Source organism: Piscibacillus sp. B03, assembly GCF_052246295.1.
Taxonomy (GTDB): Bacteria; Bacillota; Bacilli; order Bacillales; family Alkalibacillaceae; genus Piscibacillus.
Genome location: NZ_JBQQCO010000002.1, coordinates 1 through 18,366, shown reverse-complemented (window position 1 = coordinate 18,366; position 18,366 = coordinate 1). Strand labels below are relative to the sequence as shown.

General features: G+C 35.5%; 20 protein-coding genes. 7 read left to right on the top strand and 13 right to left on the bottom strand.

Going from position 1 to position 18,366, the window contains the following annotated elements:
- Nucleotides 1–53 precede the first annotated feature (53 nt).
- A complete protein-coding gene (locus ACTWQB_RS01720; protein ID WP_443137465.1) occupies nucleotides 54–1,160 on the top strand; it encodes a 5-methyltetrahydropteroyltriglutamate--homocysteine S-methyltransferase in 1,107 nt (368 codons plus the stop codon).
- 331 nt (nucleotides 1,161–1,491) lie between these two features.
- Here the strand turns inward: ACTWQB_RS01720 and ald are convergent, their stop codons facing one another.
- A complete protein-coding gene (ald, locus tag ACTWQB_RS01715; protein WP_443137464.1) occupies nucleotides 1,492–2,604 on the bottom strand; it encodes an alanine dehydrogenase in 1,113 nt (370 codons plus the stop codon).
- A 97-nt stretch (nucleotides 2,605–2,701) separates the two neighbouring features.
- Complete coding sequence (locus tag ACTWQB_RS01710; RefSeq protein WP_443137463.1) at nucleotides 2,702–3,454, bottom strand: SDR family oxidoreductase; 753 nt, start codon at nucleotides 3,452–3,454, stop codon at nucleotides 2,702–2,704.
- Nucleotides 3,455–3,599: 145 nt separating this feature from the next.
- Here ACTWQB_RS01710 and ACTWQB_RS01705 point away from each other — a divergent pair, with 145 nt between their 5' ends.
- Nucleotides 3,600–4,052 (top strand): universal stress protein, encoded by a 453-nt coding sequence (locus ACTWQB_RS01705; protein WP_443137462.1) that lies wholly within the window; start codon nucleotides 3,600–3,602, stop codon nucleotides 4,050–4,052.
- Nucleotides 4,053–4,066: 14 nt separating this feature from the next.
- Here ACTWQB_RS01705 and ACTWQB_RS01700 read toward each other — a convergent pair whose 3' ends face one another.
- The 11 genes from ACTWQB_RS01700 to refZ form a co-directional block, all read right to left on the bottom strand.
- A complete protein-coding gene (locus tag ACTWQB_RS01700; protein ID WP_443137461.1) occupies nucleotides 4,067–4,894 on the bottom strand; it encodes an EcsC family protein in 828 nt (275 codons plus the stop codon).
- Between the two features lie 56 nt (nucleotides 4,895–4,950).
- Complete coding sequence (locus ACTWQB_RS01695; protein WP_443137460.1) at nucleotides 4,951–5,937, bottom strand: class I SAM-dependent methyltransferase; 987 nt, start codon at nucleotides 5,935–5,937, stop codon at nucleotides 4,951–4,953.
- A 78-nt stretch (nucleotides 5,938–6,015) separates the two neighbouring features.
- Nucleotides 6,016–6,561: a GerW family sporulation protein gene (ytfJ, locus tag ACTWQB_RS01690; RefSeq protein ID WP_443137459.1), complete on the bottom strand. Its 546-nt coding sequence runs from the start codon at nucleotides 6,559–6,561 to the stop codon at nucleotides 6,016–6,018.
- Nucleotides 6,558–7,208, bottom strand: coding sequence for a hypothetical protein (locus ACTWQB_RS01685; RefSeq protein ID WP_443137458.1), 651 nt, complete (start codon nucleotides 7,206–7,208; stop codon nucleotides 6,558–6,560). Before ACTWQB_RS01685 ends, ytfJ begins: the two co-directional genes overlap by 4 nt.
- 214 nt (nucleotides 7,209–7,422) lie before the next feature.
- Nucleotides 7,423–9,015, bottom strand: a complete 1,593-nt coding sequence (locus ACTWQB_RS01680) for an amidohydrolase (protein ID WP_443137457.1) — start codon at nucleotides 9,013–9,015, stop codon at nucleotides 7,423–7,425.
- Nucleotides 9,016–9,214: 199 nt separating this feature from the next.
- The gene (locus ACTWQB_RS01675; RefSeq protein WP_443137456.1) at nucleotides 9,215–9,412 is read right to left on the bottom strand and encodes a small, acid-soluble spore protein, alpha/beta type; all 198 of its coding nucleotides are present in this window, start codon (nucleotides 9,410–9,412) and stop codon (nucleotides 9,215–9,217) included.
- A 77-nt stretch (nucleotides 9,413–9,489) separates the two neighbouring features.
- Entirely contained in the window at nucleotides 9,490–10,692 is a 1,203-nt protein-coding gene (gene thiI, locus ACTWQB_RS01670; RefSeq protein ID WP_443137455.1) for a tRNA uracil 4-sulfurtransferase ThiI, read from the bottom strand.
- 5 nt (nucleotides 10,693–10,697) lie between these two features.
- Nucleotides 10,698–11,861, bottom strand: coding sequence for a cysteine desulfurase family protein (locus ACTWQB_RS01665; RefSeq protein WP_443137454.1), 1,164 nt, complete (start codon nucleotides 11,859–11,861; stop codon nucleotides 10,698–10,700).
- 69 nt (nucleotides 11,862–11,930) lie between these two features.
- Nucleotides 11,931–12,233, bottom strand: coding sequence for a hypothetical protein (locus tag ACTWQB_RS01660; protein WP_443137453.1), 303 nt, complete (start codon nucleotides 12,231–12,233; stop codon nucleotides 11,931–11,933).
- A 19-nt stretch (nucleotides 12,234–12,252) separates the two neighbouring features.
- On the bottom strand, nucleotides 12,253–13,956 hold the full coding sequence (locus tag ACTWQB_RS01655; protein ID WP_443137452.1) for a septation ring formation regulator EzrA: 1,704 nt from the start codon (nucleotides 13,954–13,956) through the stop codon (nucleotides 12,253–12,255).
- A gap of 105 nt (nucleotides 13,957–14,061) precedes the next feature.
- Complete coding sequence (refZ, locus tag ACTWQB_RS01650; RefSeq protein ID WP_443137451.1) at nucleotides 14,062–14,667, bottom strand: forespore capture DNA-binding protein RefZ; 606 nt, start codon at nucleotides 14,665–14,667, stop codon at nucleotides 14,062–14,064.
- Nucleotides 14,668–14,775: 108 nt separating this feature from the next.
- Between refZ and ACTWQB_RS01645 the strand changes: the two genes are divergently transcribed.
- The 5 genes from ACTWQB_RS01645 to ACTWQB_RS01625 all read left to right on the top strand — a co-directional run bounded on the left by ACTWQB_RS01645 (nucleotide 14,776) and on the right by ACTWQB_RS01625 (nucleotide 18,240).
- Complete coding sequence (locus ACTWQB_RS01645; RefSeq protein ID WP_443137450.1) at nucleotides 14,776–15,255, top strand: GAF domain-containing protein; 480 nt, start codon at nucleotides 14,776–14,778, stop codon at nucleotides 15,253–15,255.
- A 108-nt stretch (nucleotides 15,256–15,363) separates the two neighbouring features.
- A complete protein-coding gene (locus tag ACTWQB_RS01640; RefSeq protein WP_443137449.1) occupies nucleotides 15,364–15,924 on the top strand; it encodes a hypothetical protein in 561 nt (186 codons plus the stop codon).
- 229 nt (nucleotides 15,925–16,153) lie between these two features.
- On the top strand, nucleotides 16,154–16,756 hold the full coding sequence (gene rpsD, locus ACTWQB_RS01635) for a 30S ribosomal protein S4 (protein ID WP_443137448.1): 603 nt from the start codon (nucleotides 16,154–16,156) through the stop codon (nucleotides 16,754–16,756).
- 117 nt (nucleotides 16,757–16,873) lie between these two features.
- On the top strand, nucleotides 16,874–17,308 hold the full coding sequence (locus ACTWQB_RS01630; protein ID WP_443137447.1) for a MarR family winged helix-turn-helix transcriptional regulator: 435 nt from the start codon (nucleotides 16,874–16,876) through the stop codon (nucleotides 17,306–17,308).
- 104 nt (nucleotides 17,309–17,412) lie between these two features.
- Nucleotides 17,413–18,240: a permease gene (locus tag ACTWQB_RS01625; protein ID WP_443137446.1), complete on the top strand. Its 828-nt coding sequence runs from the start codon at nucleotides 17,413–17,415 to the stop codon at nucleotides 18,238–18,240.
- Nucleotides 18,241–18,366: the final 126 nt, after the last annotated feature.

Genomic DNA, 18,366 nt, shown 5'->3' with positions numbered 1-18,366 from the left:
AGCCTCTTCTTATTGAAGGGGCTTTTTTTATTAATTAAAAGTGAGGGATTACGATGACAACAACAACTAGAACAATTCCATTTAAAGCTGATCATGTAGGTAGTCTACTTCGTCCAGAACGGCTACATAAGGCAAGAAAACAATTTAATCGAAGAGAGATTAAAGCTGTAGATTTAAGAAAGGTTGAAAACGAGGAAATTAAACGTGTGGTTGATCGACAAATTGAAATTGGATTAGACGTCGTAACTGACGGGGAGTTTAGAAGAACGTGGTTTCACTTAGATTTTATGGAGCACTTTAATGGCATTGAAGGTTATGTTCCAAAAAAGGGATACCAGTTTGCAGATGGAGTTGAGACTGAGCGATACGATGTTCGCAATACAGGCAAGATTACGTTTAACTCCAAACACCCTTTTCTAAAAGACTTTAAGGAATTAAATGAAATAGTAGATGGACGTGCAGTGGCTAAGCAAACCATTCCTAGTCCAAACCAATTTTTCAATGCAGGCATACAAAACGAAGACATTTATCCTGACATTGAAGATTTTGCTCAAGACGTTATTAAAGCTTACCAAGAAGCCATCCAAGCTTTTTATGACGCTGGTGTTAGGTACCTTCAGTTAGATGATGTGTATATTGCAGGATTATCTGCACCTGATATTCCATTTAATGATGGCAAATATACTAGGGAGTACCTCATTGATTTAGCTTTAAGAGTCGTTAATGGCAGTTTAGAAAACAAACCTGAGGACCTTTATGTGACAACTCATTTATGTCGTGGTAATTACCGATCTACTTGGGCATTTTCTGGAGGCTACGATATTATTGCACCAACATTATTAGCCAACGAGAAAGTCGATGGATTCTTTTTAGAATATGACGATGAACGCTCTGGAGGATTCGAACCATTAAAACATATACCTAAGGACGGTCCCAAGGTTGTATTAGGTTTAGTGACCTCTAAATCAGGTGAATTAGAAGATCGCGATGAGGTTTTCAGACGTGTACATGAAGCGTCCGCCTATGTCCCGCTAGCTCAACTGTGCTTAAGTCCTCAGTGTGGGTTCGCATCCACTCATCACGGTAACGAATTGACGGAAGAAGAACAATGGAACAAGTTAAAATACGTCGTGGAACTGTCAAAAGAGCTTTGGGGTTAATTTATCGACCCCAATTTTTGATTTATCGACCCCTTTTCAGAAGATATCGACCACGAAATTTGTCGACGGGGTAAAAATCGTTAATTTATCGACCCTTTTTTCAAAGATATCGAACCTTTTCAATAAAAAAAGGGTTGAACTCAGCCTTCTGAGTTCAACCCTTGTATATTAAATCGCTTTTTTCTTTTTACGACCAAACTTATTTTTTATTTTCTGGATAAAAGGAAATAAGATTGGACCGTATTTAATTGCTCTTACAATCCATTTTTTCATGATTAACCACCTTCATTCATCTATGTCTATAGTTTTACACGAATGAAGGAAATTATGTTTACAATAATTCACTTAAATCTTTGTAATCTAAACCATGTGCTTCTGCAACAGCTTTGTAAGTCACATAACCATCTAACGTGTTAATACCTTTTAGAAGGTTTCCATTATCTTTAACAGCTTGCTTATAACCTTTGTTAGCTAGTTGTAGTGCATAAGGTACGGTTACGTTCGTTAAACCAATCGTTGATGTTCTTGGCACGGCACCAGGCATATTCGCAACAGCATAGTGTAAAACACCATGACGTTCGTATGTAGGATTATCATGTGTCGTAATATGGTCAACTGTTTCGACGATTCCACCTTGGTCAATCGCAACATCTACAATAACTGAACCAGGTGACATTTCTTTAACCATATCTTCTGTAACTAATTTTGGTGCTTTAGCTCCTGGGATTAATACAGCTCCAACAACTAAATCTGAGTTTTTAACCGCTTCTGCAATATTTAACTCATTAGACATTACAGTGTTAATTTGATTTCCAAAGATATCATCTAATTCACGTAAGCGCTCAGGGCTAAGATCAATAATTGTAACATCAGCGCCTAATCCAACAGCAATTTTGGCAGCATTTGTACCTACAACACCACCGCCAATAACAGTTACTTTACCCCTTTCAACACCTGGGATTCCACTTAGTAAAATTCCTTTACCACCACGAGATTTCTCTAAGAACTGTGCCCCAATTTGACTAGCCATACGACCAGCAACTTCACTCATTGGTGTAAGTAACGGTAATGAACGGTTACTTAACTGAACTGTTTCATAAGCGATTCCGACAACTTTATTGTCAATAAGTGCTTTAGTTAATTCAGGTTCAGCTGCTAAATGTAAGTAAGTGAATAAAATTAATCCTTCATAGAAATAATCATATTCCTCAGGTAATGGTTCTTTAACTTTCATAACCATTTCTTGAGACCAAGCTTCTTTAGCAGTATTTACAATTGTTGCTCCCGCTTCTTCATACTGCTTGTTCGTAAAGTTAGACCCTTCACCTGCATTTGTTTCTACAAACAAATCGTGTCCTGCATTCACTAACGCGTTTACACCCGCAGGCGTTAATGCGACACGGTTTTCATTGTTTTTAATTTCCTTAGGTACTCCAATATTCATCAGTCAATACCTCCCTGATTACATAAATGATTAAATTAAAATAAAAATATCATAACAAATTTTACTATAACACTAATTTCGTCAAAGTTGTACACTTTTATAAATAACGATGAATGACATCCATTCCTCCATTTACATCAACTACTGTTCCAGTAATCATATCTGAATTCTCATCGCATAAAAAGCCAACTGTCCGTGCGATATCTTCACCAGTTCCTTCTCGCCCTATTGGGGTATCCTCACTGTGTTCTTTACGGCTTTGTTCAATAGAGCTTTCTTTCTTTTCATCTATTATTTTTCCTGGTGCCACCATATTAGCTGTAATTTTATTTTCTGCTTCTTCAAGTGCGATTGTTTTCATTAATGAAGCCACACCAACTTTTGCCGAGGCAAAACCTGAACGATAAATCCATCCAGAGCTATGGTTAACACCTTGGAAACCTAAGAAAACAATCCTACCGTACTCTTGTTGTCTCATGATGGGTATACAGGCCTGTACCAAATAGAACGAAGCATCCAAGTTCCCTCTAATCATTTGATTCCATTCTTCATGACTGTAATCCATTAACTTCTTACGTTCAAAAATAAACGGCCCCGCATTACTGATTAAGCAGTCTATTCTTCCGTGTTGATCATATGAGTCTGAAACAACTTTTCTAATTTGTTCATGATTCTGAACATCTAACTGTTTTATATGTAAAGGATAGTCCTTATACTCTTCAAGTAAGTTGTTAGCTTTTTCTTGATCAGAACGATACGTCGCTGTGACACGATATCCATGTTCAAGGAAATATTCTGTGATTTTTCTCCCGAGACCTTTAGTTCCTGCTGTGATTAAGGCGTGACGCATAGGATCCCTCCGTTTCTACGATTAAACTATAACTACATTTTACCATTACTATGACACATTTAAAATTTCTTAATAAACTAAAATAGGCAAATATTATAAATACGCTTACAAGCATGATATACTAGTACTAAAGGAGGTCTGTAAAATGGCGTTTGAATACCACAATATTTTAATAGCAGTTGATGGGTCAAAAGCATCTGATTTTGCATTCCAAAAAGCAATTGACATCGCAAAGCGTAACCACGCAAAACTTATTATTTCTCACGTAGTTGACACCCGTGTGTATTCCACCATTGAAGCTTATGATCGCAATGTATCAGACCGAGTCCAAAACGATGCATTAGAATTATTAAAAAGCTATGAAGAACGTGCTACACGTGCAGGTGTATCTGATGTTGTAACAGATATAGAACATGGTTCACCTAAGGTTAAAATAGCTAAAGAAGTAGCACCTCGTCATGAAGCTGACTTAATTGTCTGTGGTGCGACTGGAATGAATGCAGTGGAGCGCTTTTTTATTGGAAGTGTTTCAGAACACATCACAAGATATGCTAAAGTAGATGTGTTAGTTATTAGGCCAGAAGAACAACCAAAATAGTTAGAGAGGAGAGATTAACTCTCCTCTTTTATTTGTTCTGTTATATATCGATGTTGATAAAAGTTTTTCGCAAATAACGTCACATCTTTAGAGAGCTTATAATTCGATAGAGCCCCGATTCCAACACTGATTAGTGGTACACCTTGAACTAATTTTCTTCTAAACATCACTATTGCTAATGTTTTAAACAACTGATGATTGACGGGTTGTTCTAACCAATTTTCATCAAGGGCCCCGCCTTCCTTTTCCATAATCGTATCTATAGAATCTAATTCCTTCTTTAGCTCTTCCCATGCTTCAAACTTAAAACGTTTGGGCATTAATCCTGCATGTAACACTTTTAACGCTAAAATCATTTCAATTGGATTATTCATGTCATAACCAAAGCTATTTCCTATTAACTGCACTGACCTTAAATTTAGAGTCATAATTAAAGGGAAGTCCAGACCTAAAAACAGCCAGCCACCAGTGCCAGTTAAGCCACCTTGTGTAAATGAGTAGACTCTACTTTTTGCTAATTGTTGATCTGCTAAATATGTTAATTGTTCTATGGATAATCTTTTTAAATCACTGATTTCTTCAATTTGCTCATCAAAAGAACGAGCGGTTTGTAATATTCTTTCTTGTGAAGCGATTTGAGAGTTCGTTCCTTGAAGAAATGTATAAGTATATAAAAACCATTGATCAGCCCAATTCAGGATTCTCTCTTGATATTGATCGGGAACTTTCGTAAACATACTATCCAACCAAATATCATACATTCTTTCAAAGTCATTCATATGATATGATTTTAATTCTTTTTCCCACTTTTGAATCGAACGACGTACCCGTTCCTCTCCCATAAAACCACCCTTTTTAACCTATTGATAAACCAGCCCCTATGAAGGACTGGCTATAATTATCGTTCGTTTTCAAACCACTGATTAAGTTGTTGTAGAACATTTTCCATCGCCTTGGCATCTTTAAATGAAGGTAAGTCAGCAAGCATGACTTTTTTCGGATCCTTTGTTGCTTCGCCTTTCTTTTGTAAAATAAAAATACTTTTTCTCATGGAATCGTGTTTGAACATCGTTTCTGGTAGCTGTAATAATCCAACGATATGGGTGTGTTCTTTTAGAAATGATTGCAACTTCTCTTTTTGATCATTTTCAAATAACATACTTGGTACAACAAAGAATAAATATCCACCTTCTTTAGTATATTTAATGCTTTGTTCAATAAATAAATGATGTGAAAATGAATGATCTTCTTCGGCCTTTAGCTCGTAAGCTTGGGCTGTTACATCATCCGGATAGTACCCCACAGGTAAGTCAGATGTAACGACATCCACTGGTTCTAGTAAAATGGGTTTTAGGCTGTCTTGATGAAAATATTCAACTTCTTTTTCTTGTAAGTTTGCATTAATATATGCAAGTTGAATTAATGTTGGGTCCACCTCACTACCGTAAGATTTTATAGAAGCTTTTAATGATTCTTGTTGGTTAAGAACGGCAAACAATAAATTAGCTGTACCACAAGCAGGGTCAAATAATGTATAAGGCTGATCCTTACCTATAAAACGCTGAACTAAGTAGCCAATGAACATCCCTACTGTATCTGGCGTGATATAGTGATGTTGTTGAGTTTGACCTTTCATACCTTTTAATATAGCCAGCTGTAATGCTTTACGTCGCATCTCTGCTGTGTATTCAGAGAGGTCAATCTTTTTTATTTGGGTTTGAAGTTGATTATGATAACCTTCTTCTAGATCATCTGGCAAATCACGATAAATCAATAACTCACTAGCTGCAACTAATCCATCTAAATATGGAACATCCTCTTGTTTTATAATTAATTCTGTTGTTTCATCTAACCATTTAAATAATGTTTCGATTTGTTGCTCCAATCATAGTCCCTCCGATTTCATTGCCTACGTTTCTTATCTTATTTTAGCAAATTTAAAGGGAGTATGATAGATAAACGGTTATTCAGGAATATCATTAGGAGATTGGGAAGAACGTCTACCATAATTCTGTTCATCACGATAACCTTGATCTTGATACCCTTGATCTTGAAATCCTTGTCCTTGCCTACGTCTTTGTGAGCGTTGTTGTGATTGATTTGATTGTTGTTGCTGGTGAAAATATTGTTGAACCTTCTCAACAGCTTGAGGTGCATAGTCAATTAGTTTTTCTACAATATGCGTTCCTTGGTCTAAATGAACCATTTTCACATCGTGTGGTCTAACGACTAAAAAGCCAATTGGATTAATCGATACACCCCCACCTGTACCCCCACCAAACGGGTGTGACGAACTTCCTTGTCCCTGGCTATCATCATTCTGTTGTGATGACTGACCAAATTCACTTCCACCTGCCGCAAATCCGAAACCCACTTTTGAAACAGGTAAGATTACCGTAGAACGGTCAGGCGTTTCAATAGGATCACCAATGATCGTGTTAACATCAATCATGTCCTTTAAGTTTTCCATAGCAGTAACCATCATGTCATGGATTGGATGTTCATTCATTTCGTACCCACCTTTTTCAGTTTTCCGTATTGTTTTGCAACACTAAATAATTCACGCATAATTTGACCGAGTTTAAATGATAATATACATTCGAGATCGGTTTGATAGGTCGGTTTCACGTAGTAAGGTTGTATACTGTAAACCGGTGTGCATTTAAATGTTAAGTAATTCATAACAAAAGAAGCCAACCCACCTTTTGTTGTGTACATTAAGCCTGTTAAGATAGCTGTTTGATCAGCACGTGTAACTCCAACCATCGTATGCCAGCTAAACTGATGTATGTGAACGGCTTTCATTGCTTTTTTTACATGTGGAATCACGTCCTTTGTCGTTTTAAGTACCTCGTTTACTAAAGTCCATTGTTGTTTAATATCATCAAATGTAAATGATTTGTTTTTTTCTTTTTTCTTACCAAAATAATGATCTTTCTCTATCACATCGAGCGAAAACGTTTCAGTATTTAAATCTATAATCGGAATATTACGGGTGAATTTAATGTATTTCCACAGAATCATTTGGATGGTTAAGTTTTTACTATGATTTCGATATGTAAATTGAATTGAAATTTTCACTTGACTAAACAACAGACTAAAAATGAGTAGTAATAATAGCAATATGATTGCTAAACCAATGAGGATCAACACCATCCAAAACACCCCTTAGAATTAGAGTGCTTATTTATTGGAAAAATATTCATTAATTTTTCTACCAGCTTTATTTATGGGGGAAAAATTCATTATATGGGGATTTTCAAATATATATGGGGAAAATTTTGATTTTATGGGGAATTATTTTGATTATATAGGGAAAAGTTTAATTTTTATACGGAAGATAAAAAAGAACCCTCGAATTGTGAGGGTCCTAATGCTCATCAGTATTATATACCTCTTTACCGTTAACGATTGTTGTAATTACTTTAATATTACTTAGTTGATTTTCATCAATCTCAAAAGGATCTTGATCTAACAATACAAAATCAGCATAATAACCTATATCGATTTTCCCCTGCACATCTTCTTTCCCAATGACCTTAGCAGGGTTAACCGTATATAATTCGAATGCTTCGTAAACAGATAAACATTCTGCCTCGTTATAGGTTTCACCATCATAAATGGAACGACGATTAACAGCTGCATCTATGCTAATTAAAGGTTCTACGACTTCAATTGGTGCATCCGAACCTCCAGCACATAATAGGTCTTCTCTGAGATATGTTTTCCATGGATACGATTCTTTAGCACGTTTCTGACCAACACGATCAATGACCCACGGAAAATCAGATGACACAAATAAAGGTTGAATATCAATAATGACTGGTAACCCTTTTAATCGTTCTATTAAATCTGGTCGCATTATCTGACCATGTATTAAGCGGTCTTTCATGCCTTCTGGTGGTGGATATTTTTCAATTAAACCTATAACCTTTTCAGCTGCCAAATCACCAATCGCATGAGTTGCGACTGGCATTTGATAATCACGAGCCTTCAAAATCAACTGTTCTAGCTGTTGATCGGTATGAATGGCAACACCATTTGTCGTAGGATCATCAGAGTATGGTTCAGATAAAAGTGCAGTTCTACCACCTAACGCCCCGTCAACAAATAACTTCATCGCGCCAAACTCAAGCCAATCATCTTGTTCTTGTGGAGTGTACCCTTCTTTATGAAGGTCATCCACTGCTTCATGATGAACTAGTAAATGAGCACGGAACAGCTCTTCCTTAGGAATAATTTGCTGAAAAGCATCAAACGTTTGCTTAAAACCTCCATAATAACTTAAGTCTTCACTATGGCCCGATACAATTCCCTTTGATAATAAATCTCTTACTGACGTTTTAACTGCTTTTTTTAAAAAATCTATATCAGGAGTTGGCATATGAGACTTGATAAGCTCTTGTGCTTGATCATGGAATGCACCCGTTAAATGTCCGTAAAAATCACGCTCGATAACCCCACCTCTAACATCTTCTGTTTCCTCATTAACATCTGATAAATGCATTGCCTTAGAGTTAGCAACTAATGCATGACGACAAATCCGAGTTAAAACAACAGGGTGGTCATGCGACACTTCATCTAATTCGATTCGATGTATCATGATCGGCTCATCCCAGTTATTTTCATTAAATCCTTCACCAATTAGCCATTCACCTGGTTGTAAATACTTAGATGCTTCTCCAACTTTACGAATCACTTCTTGACGAGATTTTACTTCAGATAAATCTAATCTTAGAAGCTTCTCCCCATGACCAATAATATGTAAATGACTATCTATAAAACCGGGAAACATCGTCCCTTTTATTTCATGTTCTTGATTTATATCGTTATAGTACTTTTTCTTTAACTGAGATAAATCTCCCGTATCGACAACTTTACCATTTTCTGTGTAGATAGCTTCTACAGCTTCATTGGGTCCAGTCATAGTGTAAATTTTACCACCATACCAAAGTTCTCCCATTGGTCGTCCCCCTTCAAAACGTGTTGTTGACATTATACTACTATCATTTCCCCTAAAAATTCAACTTTAACTAACTAAACTTTTAAAAAGCGTATGCGCCTGTTTATTCCATTCAAGTATTAGTTCATAATTTCGTACTAACAAAAAAAGGGCAGTTTCAAAACTGCCCTTATAGCTTAAAAGTTACCTTCTTATTTAATTATTGACCATTCATTTGTTGTTGTGCTTGCTGCACTAGACGTTTAGTGATTTCACCACCAACTGATCCGTTTGAACGAGAAGTAGAATCAGGACCAAGTTGTACACCAAACTCTTGAGCAATCTCAGCTTTCATCTGGTTTAACGCTGCGTCAACACCAGGAACTAGTAATTGGTTTGAGTTATTACGATCTGCCATTGGATTTTCACCTCCTCGTTAACTATTGTTAGCAACGAGAAAGTTATAATACAATGCAAAACTTGGAAGAATTCTAGCTATAATAAATCCTCAAATTCTTCTTCTTTTTCATCATCTAAAGCGCTAAATGTCAAGGTTTCCATGTTATTTAATGCTTTCTCTATATCTTGTGAAAAATCAATCGGCTTTTCAAATTCATTGACTTTATCTCTTCTTGGTTTCGTTTTTGGTGATTTTGGAACGAAAATCGTACAACAATCTTCATAAGGTCTAATTGAAATATCATAAGCCCCAATATCTTTTGAGATATCAATGATATCAATCTTATCCATTGCTACTAATGGTCTAATAATCGGATAATTTGTCACTTCATTGATTGCATGCATGCTCTCCATTGTTTGACTAGCTACTTGGCCTAGATTTTCTCCTGTTGTGATGGATAAAATATCTCGTTGTTTAGCTACCATTTCACTGATTCTTAACATTAAGCGACGCATAATTGTCATCCCATAATTCTCTGGTGCTTCTTGAAAGATTTTTTGTTGAATTTCAGTAAAAGGAACGAGGTGCAACTTAACATCCCCACCATATTTCGTTAACACTTTCGCTAAATCCTCAACCTTTTGCTTAGCACGCTCACTTGTAAATGGTGGTGAATGAAAATGAATGGCTTCAATTTCCACCCCACGATTCATAGTTAAATAACCGGCAACAGGGCTATCAATGCCACCAGACAATAAAAGTAAAGTTTTACCAGTTGTTCCTACAGGTAAACCACCTTTTCCTTGGATTTTTTTAGATGTTATATACGTTGCATCATGCCTGATTTCAACTCGTAGCTCAACATCAGGGTTATGAACATCCACTGACCAGTCATCCGTATTACTCAATAAATGCCCACCTAGAATTTGATTCATATCCTGTGAACCAATCGGGAAATCTTTATTCGGACGTTTACAAGTAACTTTGAAAGTCCTTCCATCTTCTAATTTAAGAGCTTCCAAAGCCGCATCTTTAATTAGTTCTTTTTCATTTTCAACTTTCATAGCTAGACTAAATGATTGAATACCAAAGATATCTCGACACTTCTCTAAAATTGGCTCATGGTCTTCACCATTAAGCAAGATAAACATATGGTCTCGCCTAGCTTTCACTTTAATATCAGGATAAGCTGCTAATTTCTTTTCAACATTTTGTTTTAAAATTTGCATAAATGATTTACGGTTCTTACCTTTTAAAGCAAGTTCTCCGTATCTTACTAAAATGTGATCATAAGTCATAATTATTACCCCATTATACTTTTATATTGCGTTAAAATTTTCTTAATTTCTTTTATAAATAAATCTATGTCACCTTCATCTTGATCGATATTCATACTAACTCGAATTGCAGCACCTGCTTCTTGTTCTTTCCCACAAGCAACAATCACATGACTTGGTTCATCTTGCTTAGATGAACAAGCCGATTTAGTTGAAACGTAAATATTTTTCTCACCTAATGCATGAATAAGTACTTCAGGTTTAAATCCTTTTACTGAAAAGTTAAATATGTGTGCTGCACCATCTCTCGGTGAATTAATCGTTATACTATCGACTTCTGAAAGCTCATCAAATAATTTTTGATGCATATGCCATAACTTTTTATATTGTCCTTGTTTCTCCATCGCTAATCTCATAGCTTTTGCTAACGAAACATTACCAGCAACATTTTCGGTGCCAGGTCTGATGCCTCCTTCTTGTGCACCACCATGTATTAAAGGCTTTAGTTGAATATGTTTTTTCTTAATTAAGCAACCTGTACCTTTTAAACCATGAATTTTATGACCTGATACAGTAACCAAATCAAGCCCTTCCATCTGATAAAGTAAAGGCAATTTGCCGAATCCTTGTACGTGATCCGTGTGAAAAGCCACTTTTGGGTAATTGGCTATTAGTTCCGCAATTTGTTCAATAGGTTGAATAGATCCTATTTCATTATTAACGTGCATAACTGATACTAAAATGGTCTTCTCGGTTAATGCTTGTTTCAAATCATCCATATTAATAATACCTGAAGAATTCACAGGCAAATAAGTAACCTCGAAGCCTTGCTCTTCTAAATCTTTGCACACTTGCAAAACAGCCGGGTGCTCTATTTTAGTTGTAATAATATGATTCCCTCTATTTACATGAGCATGTGCAATCCCTTTAATCGCTAAGTTATTACTCTCTGTACCACCAGAAGTGAAAATGACTTCATCTTCATGAATTTTTAATAACGTTGCAATTTGATTTCTTGCCTTTTGATGAAGTTTTTCAACTTCACCACCAGCTTCATGAATAGAAGATGGATTGGCAAAATATTTCATTGCCACCGTTTGAAATGATTTTAAGACTTCTTGGGATGGTTTCGTTGTGGCACTGTTATCTAAATAAATCATTGTCAGACTCCCATCATCGACTTTTTGCATCGAATAATATTAACATGAATTTTGTCTCTCTTTCAACCATTATAAATTAAACAATAAAAAACTGCCCCATTAAGAATTAGGAGCAGTTTCGTCTTGAGTTTCTAAATCGAAAAAATCAAGTAATTCATCTATAGAGACTCCCTGATCGTCTCGTTTATTCACCATTTCTTGCAAAGTAGGAACATTTTCCGAAGTTCGTTCTGTCAATACGTAAAATGAGGTTGAATCTTTAGCATGAATCGTCATAGTTTGAACTTCATTGTGGTTCTTGACAACTAATGAATCATCTTGCGTCTGTACAAAAAGTAATATAACAGTTGTCCACGTTGCAATAAATAAAACACTTACTATGCTAATAATAATTCGATCCATCAGACTCACCTCTCCCTACTTATGATGTAACAGAAGTACTTGATAACACTTCTTCTAAACGTTTGATGGCTCCAGGCTCAACTTCTTCAAGTGCTTTAGACGACTTTTCTAAAGCTAATTCGTAATCATAATTTAAAAATGCAGCTTCAGACTCTGAAATTTGTGCAGCGAGTAATGGATATTGTGAACGATAGCGATTCGCATATTGGATGACCATCTCGGCTAATTGAGCTTGGTCCAACAACAATCCTGTTTGTTCAACTGCAGTTCCAACAATTTTTTCTGCTTTCTCGATTGAATCATTTACACGATCAATGTTTAATGGTTGTTCCTCAAGTGCTTCTATAGAATTCACCACAGCATGTCTGCCTTCACTAACCAACTCATTAATATAATGAGGAATGCCTGGCAAATTACTTTTTTGTAATTGTTGACGAATACGAATAATCTCATTTTTTAAATTACTAATTCGATCTCGAGCATCTAACTCGTCTTTACGTAAATTATGTAAAAACTCATCAAATTGCTCCAATGGTTCTTTCCAATCTTCATAATCTGCAAACCAATTCTCTACCTCGACTCTAATCGTTGAAAATAATTCTTCTTCATTTTCAACCATTGCTTGAATTCTTTCAGCTTCTTTATTCAATCGGTCTAAAGATTTTTCTAATTGGTATTGCTTTTCATACTTTTCATCATTTAAGTGATAATTCTCTTTCACTTCGAGAACGTTATTTTTGATTTCCGAAAAACGTTCTGTTGCAAGTTCCAACTGTTGATTCATTTTTTCTAACTTCTGAATTACAAAATTTTTATCTAGAGCTTCTTTTTCAAGTTCATCATAAATCTCAATAATTCTATTCTTGATTTGTTCAATTTTATCATTAACACCATCATCTTGACCTTTATTCAACTCTTCAATGATTTTAATTAAAGTTTCATGGTGAGTTTGGATCTCTTTATCCAATCCCAGTAATTGAACTTGATAACCTTCATCTTTCATTTCACGAATACCATTTTGAAGATGGTCTAAATCCTCTGGAAGGGATTGTTTACATAAACGATATAACTCTGGAAAACTATGTACTTTACGCTCTAGTTCCTTTAATTGTCCACTCAATTTCTGGGCTAATTGTTGCGCGTCAGTATAATTTCCTGAAGCAGTTAACGTTTCATACTCTTTCAATTCATTTTCAATATCATCTAATTCGACTTCAAAGACCACTTCAGACTTACCAAGTTGATACCCATTTTGAAGCACAACTTTCCGCACCTCACTAATTCGAGGTTTGATTTTCTCAATTTCTTCTCGACTATCTTTTTCTGAATGAAGGAGGCGGTCGACTTCATTAAAAATGTCATCGATTGTTTTTTCAACTTGATTTAATTCACGTTCGATATGATTTAAAATTCGAAAGGCTTTACCGAAACGGTATCGTTCAGCTGATTCTTCTGCATCTAACAAGTCCTCTTCTACATTAGAAAAGACCTCATCATTTATTTCATCCCATTCGTCACGCCATGACTCAAATAATGACTCAGTCTCACCGGTTAAATTAAGGTCTCTAACCTTACTCATTTCATCGGCAACTTGACGATTCATTAACAGGACTTTTTTCTCTTCCATTGCATCAACTCTTTGATACACTTTCTTTCGCATGACGGCACCAACTATAATAAATAGAACAATTGCTACAATGATTATCGCGATTACAAGTTCCATAAGAAGCCCCCTAACACTATACGACAATTTCCTTTATTATATAATATCATATTTATCGGCTAAATTTGCCATATTTTTAGGTTTTTCAACATAAAAAGTCAATTTTTACACGCTAACTTTTCCAAAAAACCATTTTCTAAATGTAGTCATATACTTTTTAATAAACATTTCTCCACTTTGATCCCAATGATAATGGTCTTGCCAATCATGTGCATAAACGAATGGTCCGTTAATAAGACTCTTCAATTGAATATAAAGAACATCTTGTTCAACAGTGGCCAATCCCCATTCTTCTGATAAGCTTTTAGATAATTTTTTAAACAGATACTTTTCCTTTGCAACGTATGTAGAAAACAATTCCCTTATAAACATGTTATCTAATGAAAGCTCTCTTTGAATAAAACAACTAAATTGAAAACGTTCGTATTTGTAATGTATAATTTGTTCAATAGAATTGAATAATGCTTTCGGATTGGATAGTGATTCTTCACCTTGAGTGATTTCTTCTAATAGATCCAAATATTTTTCAAAATAATCAACAGTCATAAATTCTATTAACCCTTGTTTATTTTTAAAATGATAACTTATAGAAGATACGTTGACATTCGCTTTTTCGGTGATGGCTCTAACGGATGTACCATTAAAACCTTTATAATAAAACAATTGTGCGGCAGCATCCATAATTCTTTGTTTAGTACTATGTTCTGACATATCATCACCTCTTTGTTTGTTATATTCTATTGTAATTTCAAAATACCTTTTAAATTAAATGAATTTATGACATCATTTTACCAGATTATAATAAAGGAGCGTATCAAGATGTTTGAAGCTATGAAATACAGTGGCACAAAAGAAGAAAATTATGAGTTACTCGTAAAACAATTAGATAGTCTGTTAGAAGGTGAAACAGACTTAGTAGCTAACCTTTCTAACGCAAGTGCCCTTTTAAATCAATTTTTAGATACGGTAAACTGGGTTGGGTTTTACTTAATGAAAGACGGTGAACTTGTCCTAGGGCCGTTTCAAGGATTACCAGCCTGTGTTAGGATCGCCGACGGAAAAGGTGTTTGTGGAACTGCAACTGCTCAATGTAAAACTATGTTAGTTCCGGATGTCCATCAGTTTCCGGGCCACATTGCTTGTGACGCTCAGAGTCAATCGGAAATTGTAGTTCCAATTATCATGGATAATCAAGTATTCGGCGTTTTAGATATTGATAGTCCTGTCAAAAACCGTTTTGATGAAGTAGACCAAAAGTACCTAGAGGCATTTGTCGAAACGTTAAAAAAACATCTCTAACATCACATTTAGCACCAATTTTTTCATAAAAAGTTGGTGTTTTTTTGTGCCATTTTTCGACTAAATCGTGGTATAATAAATATTATGTTTTTGAGAGGAGACAATATTATGTCTGAAGAAAAACTGGATTTAATATTAGCTGAACTCCAAAGTCTAAACGTAAGGGTCACATCACTTGAGACGAACCAACAATTAATGAGGGACGAGCTTAAAGCCACACAAGAGTCCATGTCTCAGTTTTTGACGAAGGATGATCTTAAGAGCTTCGCTACTAAAGATGACCTACAAGAACTCAGGAACGAACTCAAGAACTTTGCTACGAAAGATGACCTTAAGAACTTTGCTACTAAAGACGACCTTAAGAACTTTGCTACTAAAGACGACCTTAAGAACTTTGCTACTAAAGACGACCTTAAGAACTTTGCCACTAAAGACGACCTTAAGAACTTTGCTACTAAAGACGACCTTAAGAACTTTGCCACTAAAGACGACCTCAAGCCAATTTATGAAGATTTATCCCATCTAAAAGAAGAGCAAAGCGTTATTAAACAAGCCGTTCTTGAAACAAAAGAAGAAGTAAATGAAATGAAGCAGAACCAAGGCACATTCTTTGAAATGATAGGTGAGCACGAGGTTTCCATTAGAAACATACGTAAAGTGATCTTATAATCTTCCACTAAACACTTGACTCCTCCGCTAATTTTTCATATAATATCCTTTGTGTAAAATAAAAGGCAGCTTAGGTGAACTTGCTATGTAATCATTTTGTACCTCTAGATGAGGTGTATCGCGTAACTCTCTGCTGCTGGAGCGAAGATACATGAATGCAAAATGAGCATGGTGTGGGACACATCCTTTTTATTTTATGCAAAATTAATATATAAAGGAGGAGACGCTCGTGGCACGTTACACAGGCTCTCTATGGAAAAAATCACGTCGTTACGGTATTTCTCTAACTGGTACAGGTAAAGAGTTAGAAAAACGCCCTTACGCTCCGGGTCAGCATGGTCCGAACCAGCGTAAAAAACAATCTGAATATGGACTTCAGTTACAAGAGAAGCAAAAGCTTCGTTTCATGTATGGTTTAACTGAACGTCAATTCCGTCGTATCTTTGACGACGCAGCTAAAATGAAAGGTGTTCATGGTGAGAACTTCATGATTTTACTTGAATCTCGCTTAGACAACCTTGTATATCGTGCTGGTCTTGCACGTACTCGCCGTCAAGCTCGTCAGTTAGTTAGTCATGGTCACATTACTGTTGATGGTGGTCGTGTTGACATCCCATCTTACCGTATTAAACCTGGTCAAGTAATTGGTGTACGTGAGAAATCACAGGATCTTGACATCATTGCAGAAGCAATCGAAGTTAACAACTTCGTACCTGAGTACTTAACATTCGATGCTGATAAGAAGGAAGCGACTTATAACCGCTACCCTGAACGTTCTGAGTTACCATCAGAAATTAACGAAGCGCTTATCGTTGAGTTCTACTCACGTTAATAGTTTCCTTGAAACCCTCTGCTCTTTCATAAGAGTTAGAGGGTTTATTTATTTTTTATTAAAATTAGTTGCATTTTACAACTAATTAGTGTATAAATAAATTATGAGGTGATGAACATGAGTCAAGAAAATTTGAGAACTTTATTTCAATTGGTTGTTCGACGCTATGGACTATTAAATGAACAATGTTGTGAGCAATGTTGTGAGCAAGACATTAGTGTTCAACAGAGTCATATTCTTTTTGAAGTTACAAGACAACATAACCCTTCAATGCGAGATGTCGCTAGTGCGTTAGGGGTAGACATTACAACTTTTAGTCGCCAAGTAAAATCGTTAATTAATAAAGGCTACCTCGTTAAAAAGCCTCATCCAGAAGATCAAAGGGTACAAATACTTCAATTAACTGAAAAAGGTATTAAACTTGAACGTGACATTGATCAATACATGAATCATAACTTAGAGGAGATTCTTGACCAATTAAACGATCAAGAACGCCAAATAGTAACGCATTCAATAGATCTATTAAATAAAGCTATGAGAAATGTTCAATGACCTCCCTAGTCGGAGGTTTTCAATAAATATTTAGTTGCAAATTACAAATAAATTGAGGTGATGATCATGTTTATTGAGATATTAAAAGCTTTTTATTAATTGCAATGGAATTAACTATATTATTTATTGTCGTTTCATTTTTAGTAAACCTAATTCAAAACGTAATTCCATATAAAAAGTTAGAGTATAAACTTAATCGAGCTAACATATTCACTGGCTCTATCTTAGCAATCTTCCTTGCTTTTATAACACCTTTTTGTTCTTGCTCGACGATTCCAGTAGTTGCTTCAATGTTACAAAACAAAATGCGATTTGGTTTAGTGATGGTTTTTCTATTTGCTTCTCCTGTTCTAGACCCAACTATTTTAACAATCATGACAGTGCTTTTCGGTTGGGAAGTATCAGTCGTTTATGCAGGTATTACGTCTGTGTTATCAATTTTCGTAAGTATCTCTTTAGAAAAATTCGGTTTTGAAAAAGCAGTGAAATCATTTGTTTTTAAAAATACATCTCTAAATGAAAAGAAGTTCAGTATTAAAGCCTCATGGTTCGAAACCAAAAAGCTTATGAAAACCGCCTACCCTTACCTAATTATGGGTGCTCTAATTGGATCTATCATACATGGAGCAGTTCCTACTCATTGGATTGCTAATACATTTGGAGGAAATGAATGGTGGTTAATTCCAATTGCTGCAATAGTTGGAATACCTTTATATATTCGACTATCAACCATGATTCAAATTGCAAATATCATGATCATTAAAGGTATGGCACTAGGGCCCGTTATGGCAATTATGATTAGTTCTTCAGGTGCTAGCTTACCAGAGTTAACTTTACTGCATTCCATATTTGAAAAGAAATTAGTCATTGCGTTCATTTTCTCAGTCTTATTTATGGCGACCATGTCAGGTACCCTATTTTACTTTATTTAAAGGAGCATTCCTGTAATAAGAAAAATTGACCCTAGATGAGGTTATTTGGAGTTACACAAAAAAAGCCCTCCTTGGTAGTATAGAGAGTGTCACGTCACGAAACAATGACCTCGAAAATACCGAAGG

What these genes read in the sequence shown, in the direction of transcription:
- ACTWQB_RS01705 (WP_443137462.1), top strand. Translation starts at nt 3,600, where the DNA reads ATGGCGTTTGAATACCACAATATTTTAATAGCAGTTGATGGGTCAAAA.
- ACTWQB_RS01655 (WP_443137452.1), bottom strand. Translation starts at nt 13,956, where the DNA reads ATGGAACTTGTAATCGCGATAATCATTGTAGCAATTGTTCTATTTATT.
- ytfJ (WP_443137459.1), bottom strand. Translation starts at nt 6,561, where the DNA reads ATGAATGAACATCCAATCCATGACATGATGGTTACTGCTATGGAAAAC.
- ACTWQB_RS01630 (WP_443137447.1), top strand. Translation starts at nt 16,874, where the DNA reads ATGAGTCAAGAAAATTTGAGAACTTTATTTCAATTGGTTGTTCGACGC.
- ald (WP_443137464.1), bottom strand. Translation starts at nt 2,604, where the DNA reads ATGAATATTGGAGTACCTAAGGAAATTAAAAACAATGAAAACCGTGTC.
- ACTWQB_RS01665 (WP_443137454.1), bottom strand. Translation starts at nt 11,861, where the DNA reads ATGCAAAAAGTCGATGATGGGAGTCTGACAATGATTTATTTAGATAAC.
- ACTWQB_RS01640 (WP_443137449.1), top strand. Translation starts at nt 15,364, where the DNA reads ATGTCTGAAGAAAAACTGGATTTAATATTAGCTGAACTCCAAAGTCTA.
- thiI (WP_443137455.1), bottom strand. Translation starts at nt 10,692, where the DNA reads ATGACTTATGATCACATTTTAGTAAGATACGGAGAACTTGCTTTAAAA.
- ACTWQB_RS01720 (WP_443137465.1), top strand. Translation starts at nt 54, where the DNA reads ATGACAACAACAACTAGAACAATTCCATTTAAAGCTGATCATGTAGGT.
- ACTWQB_RS01660 (WP_443137453.1), bottom strand. Translation starts at nt 12,233, where the DNA reads ATGGATCGAATTATTATTAGCATAGTAAGTGTTTTATTTATTGCAACG.
- ACTWQB_RS01685 (WP_443137458.1), bottom strand. Translation starts at nt 7,208, where the DNA reads ATGGTGTTGATCCTCATTGGTTTAGCAATCATATTGCTATTATTACTA.
- ACTWQB_RS01700 (WP_443137461.1), bottom strand. Translation starts at nt 4,894, where the DNA reads ATGGGAGAGGAACGGGTACGTCGTTCGATTCAAAAGTGGGAAAAAGAA.
- ACTWQB_RS01645 (WP_443137450.1), top strand. Translation starts at nt 14,776, where the DNA reads ATGTTTGAAGCTATGAAATACAGTGGCACAAAAGAAGAAAATTATGAG.
- ACTWQB_RS01675 (WP_443137456.1), bottom strand. Translation starts at nt 9,412, where the DNA reads ATGGCAGATCGTAATAACTCAAACCAATTACTAGTTCCTGGTGTTGAC.
- ACTWQB_RS01625 (WP_443137446.1), top strand. Translation starts at nt 17,413, where the DNA reads ATGGAATTAACTATATTATTTATTGTCGTTTCATTTTTAGTAAACCTA.
- ACTWQB_RS01680 (WP_443137457.1), bottom strand. Translation starts at nt 9,015, where the DNA reads ATGGGAGAACTTTGGTATGGTGGTAAAATTTACACTATGACTGGACCC.
- refZ (WP_443137451.1), bottom strand. Translation starts at nt 14,667, where the DNA reads ATGTCAGAACATAGTACTAAACAAAGAATTATGGATGCTGCCGCACAA.
- ACTWQB_RS01710 (WP_443137463.1), bottom strand. Translation starts at nt 3,454, where the DNA reads ATGCGTCACGCCTTAATCACAGCAGGAACTAAAGGTCTCGGGAGAAAA.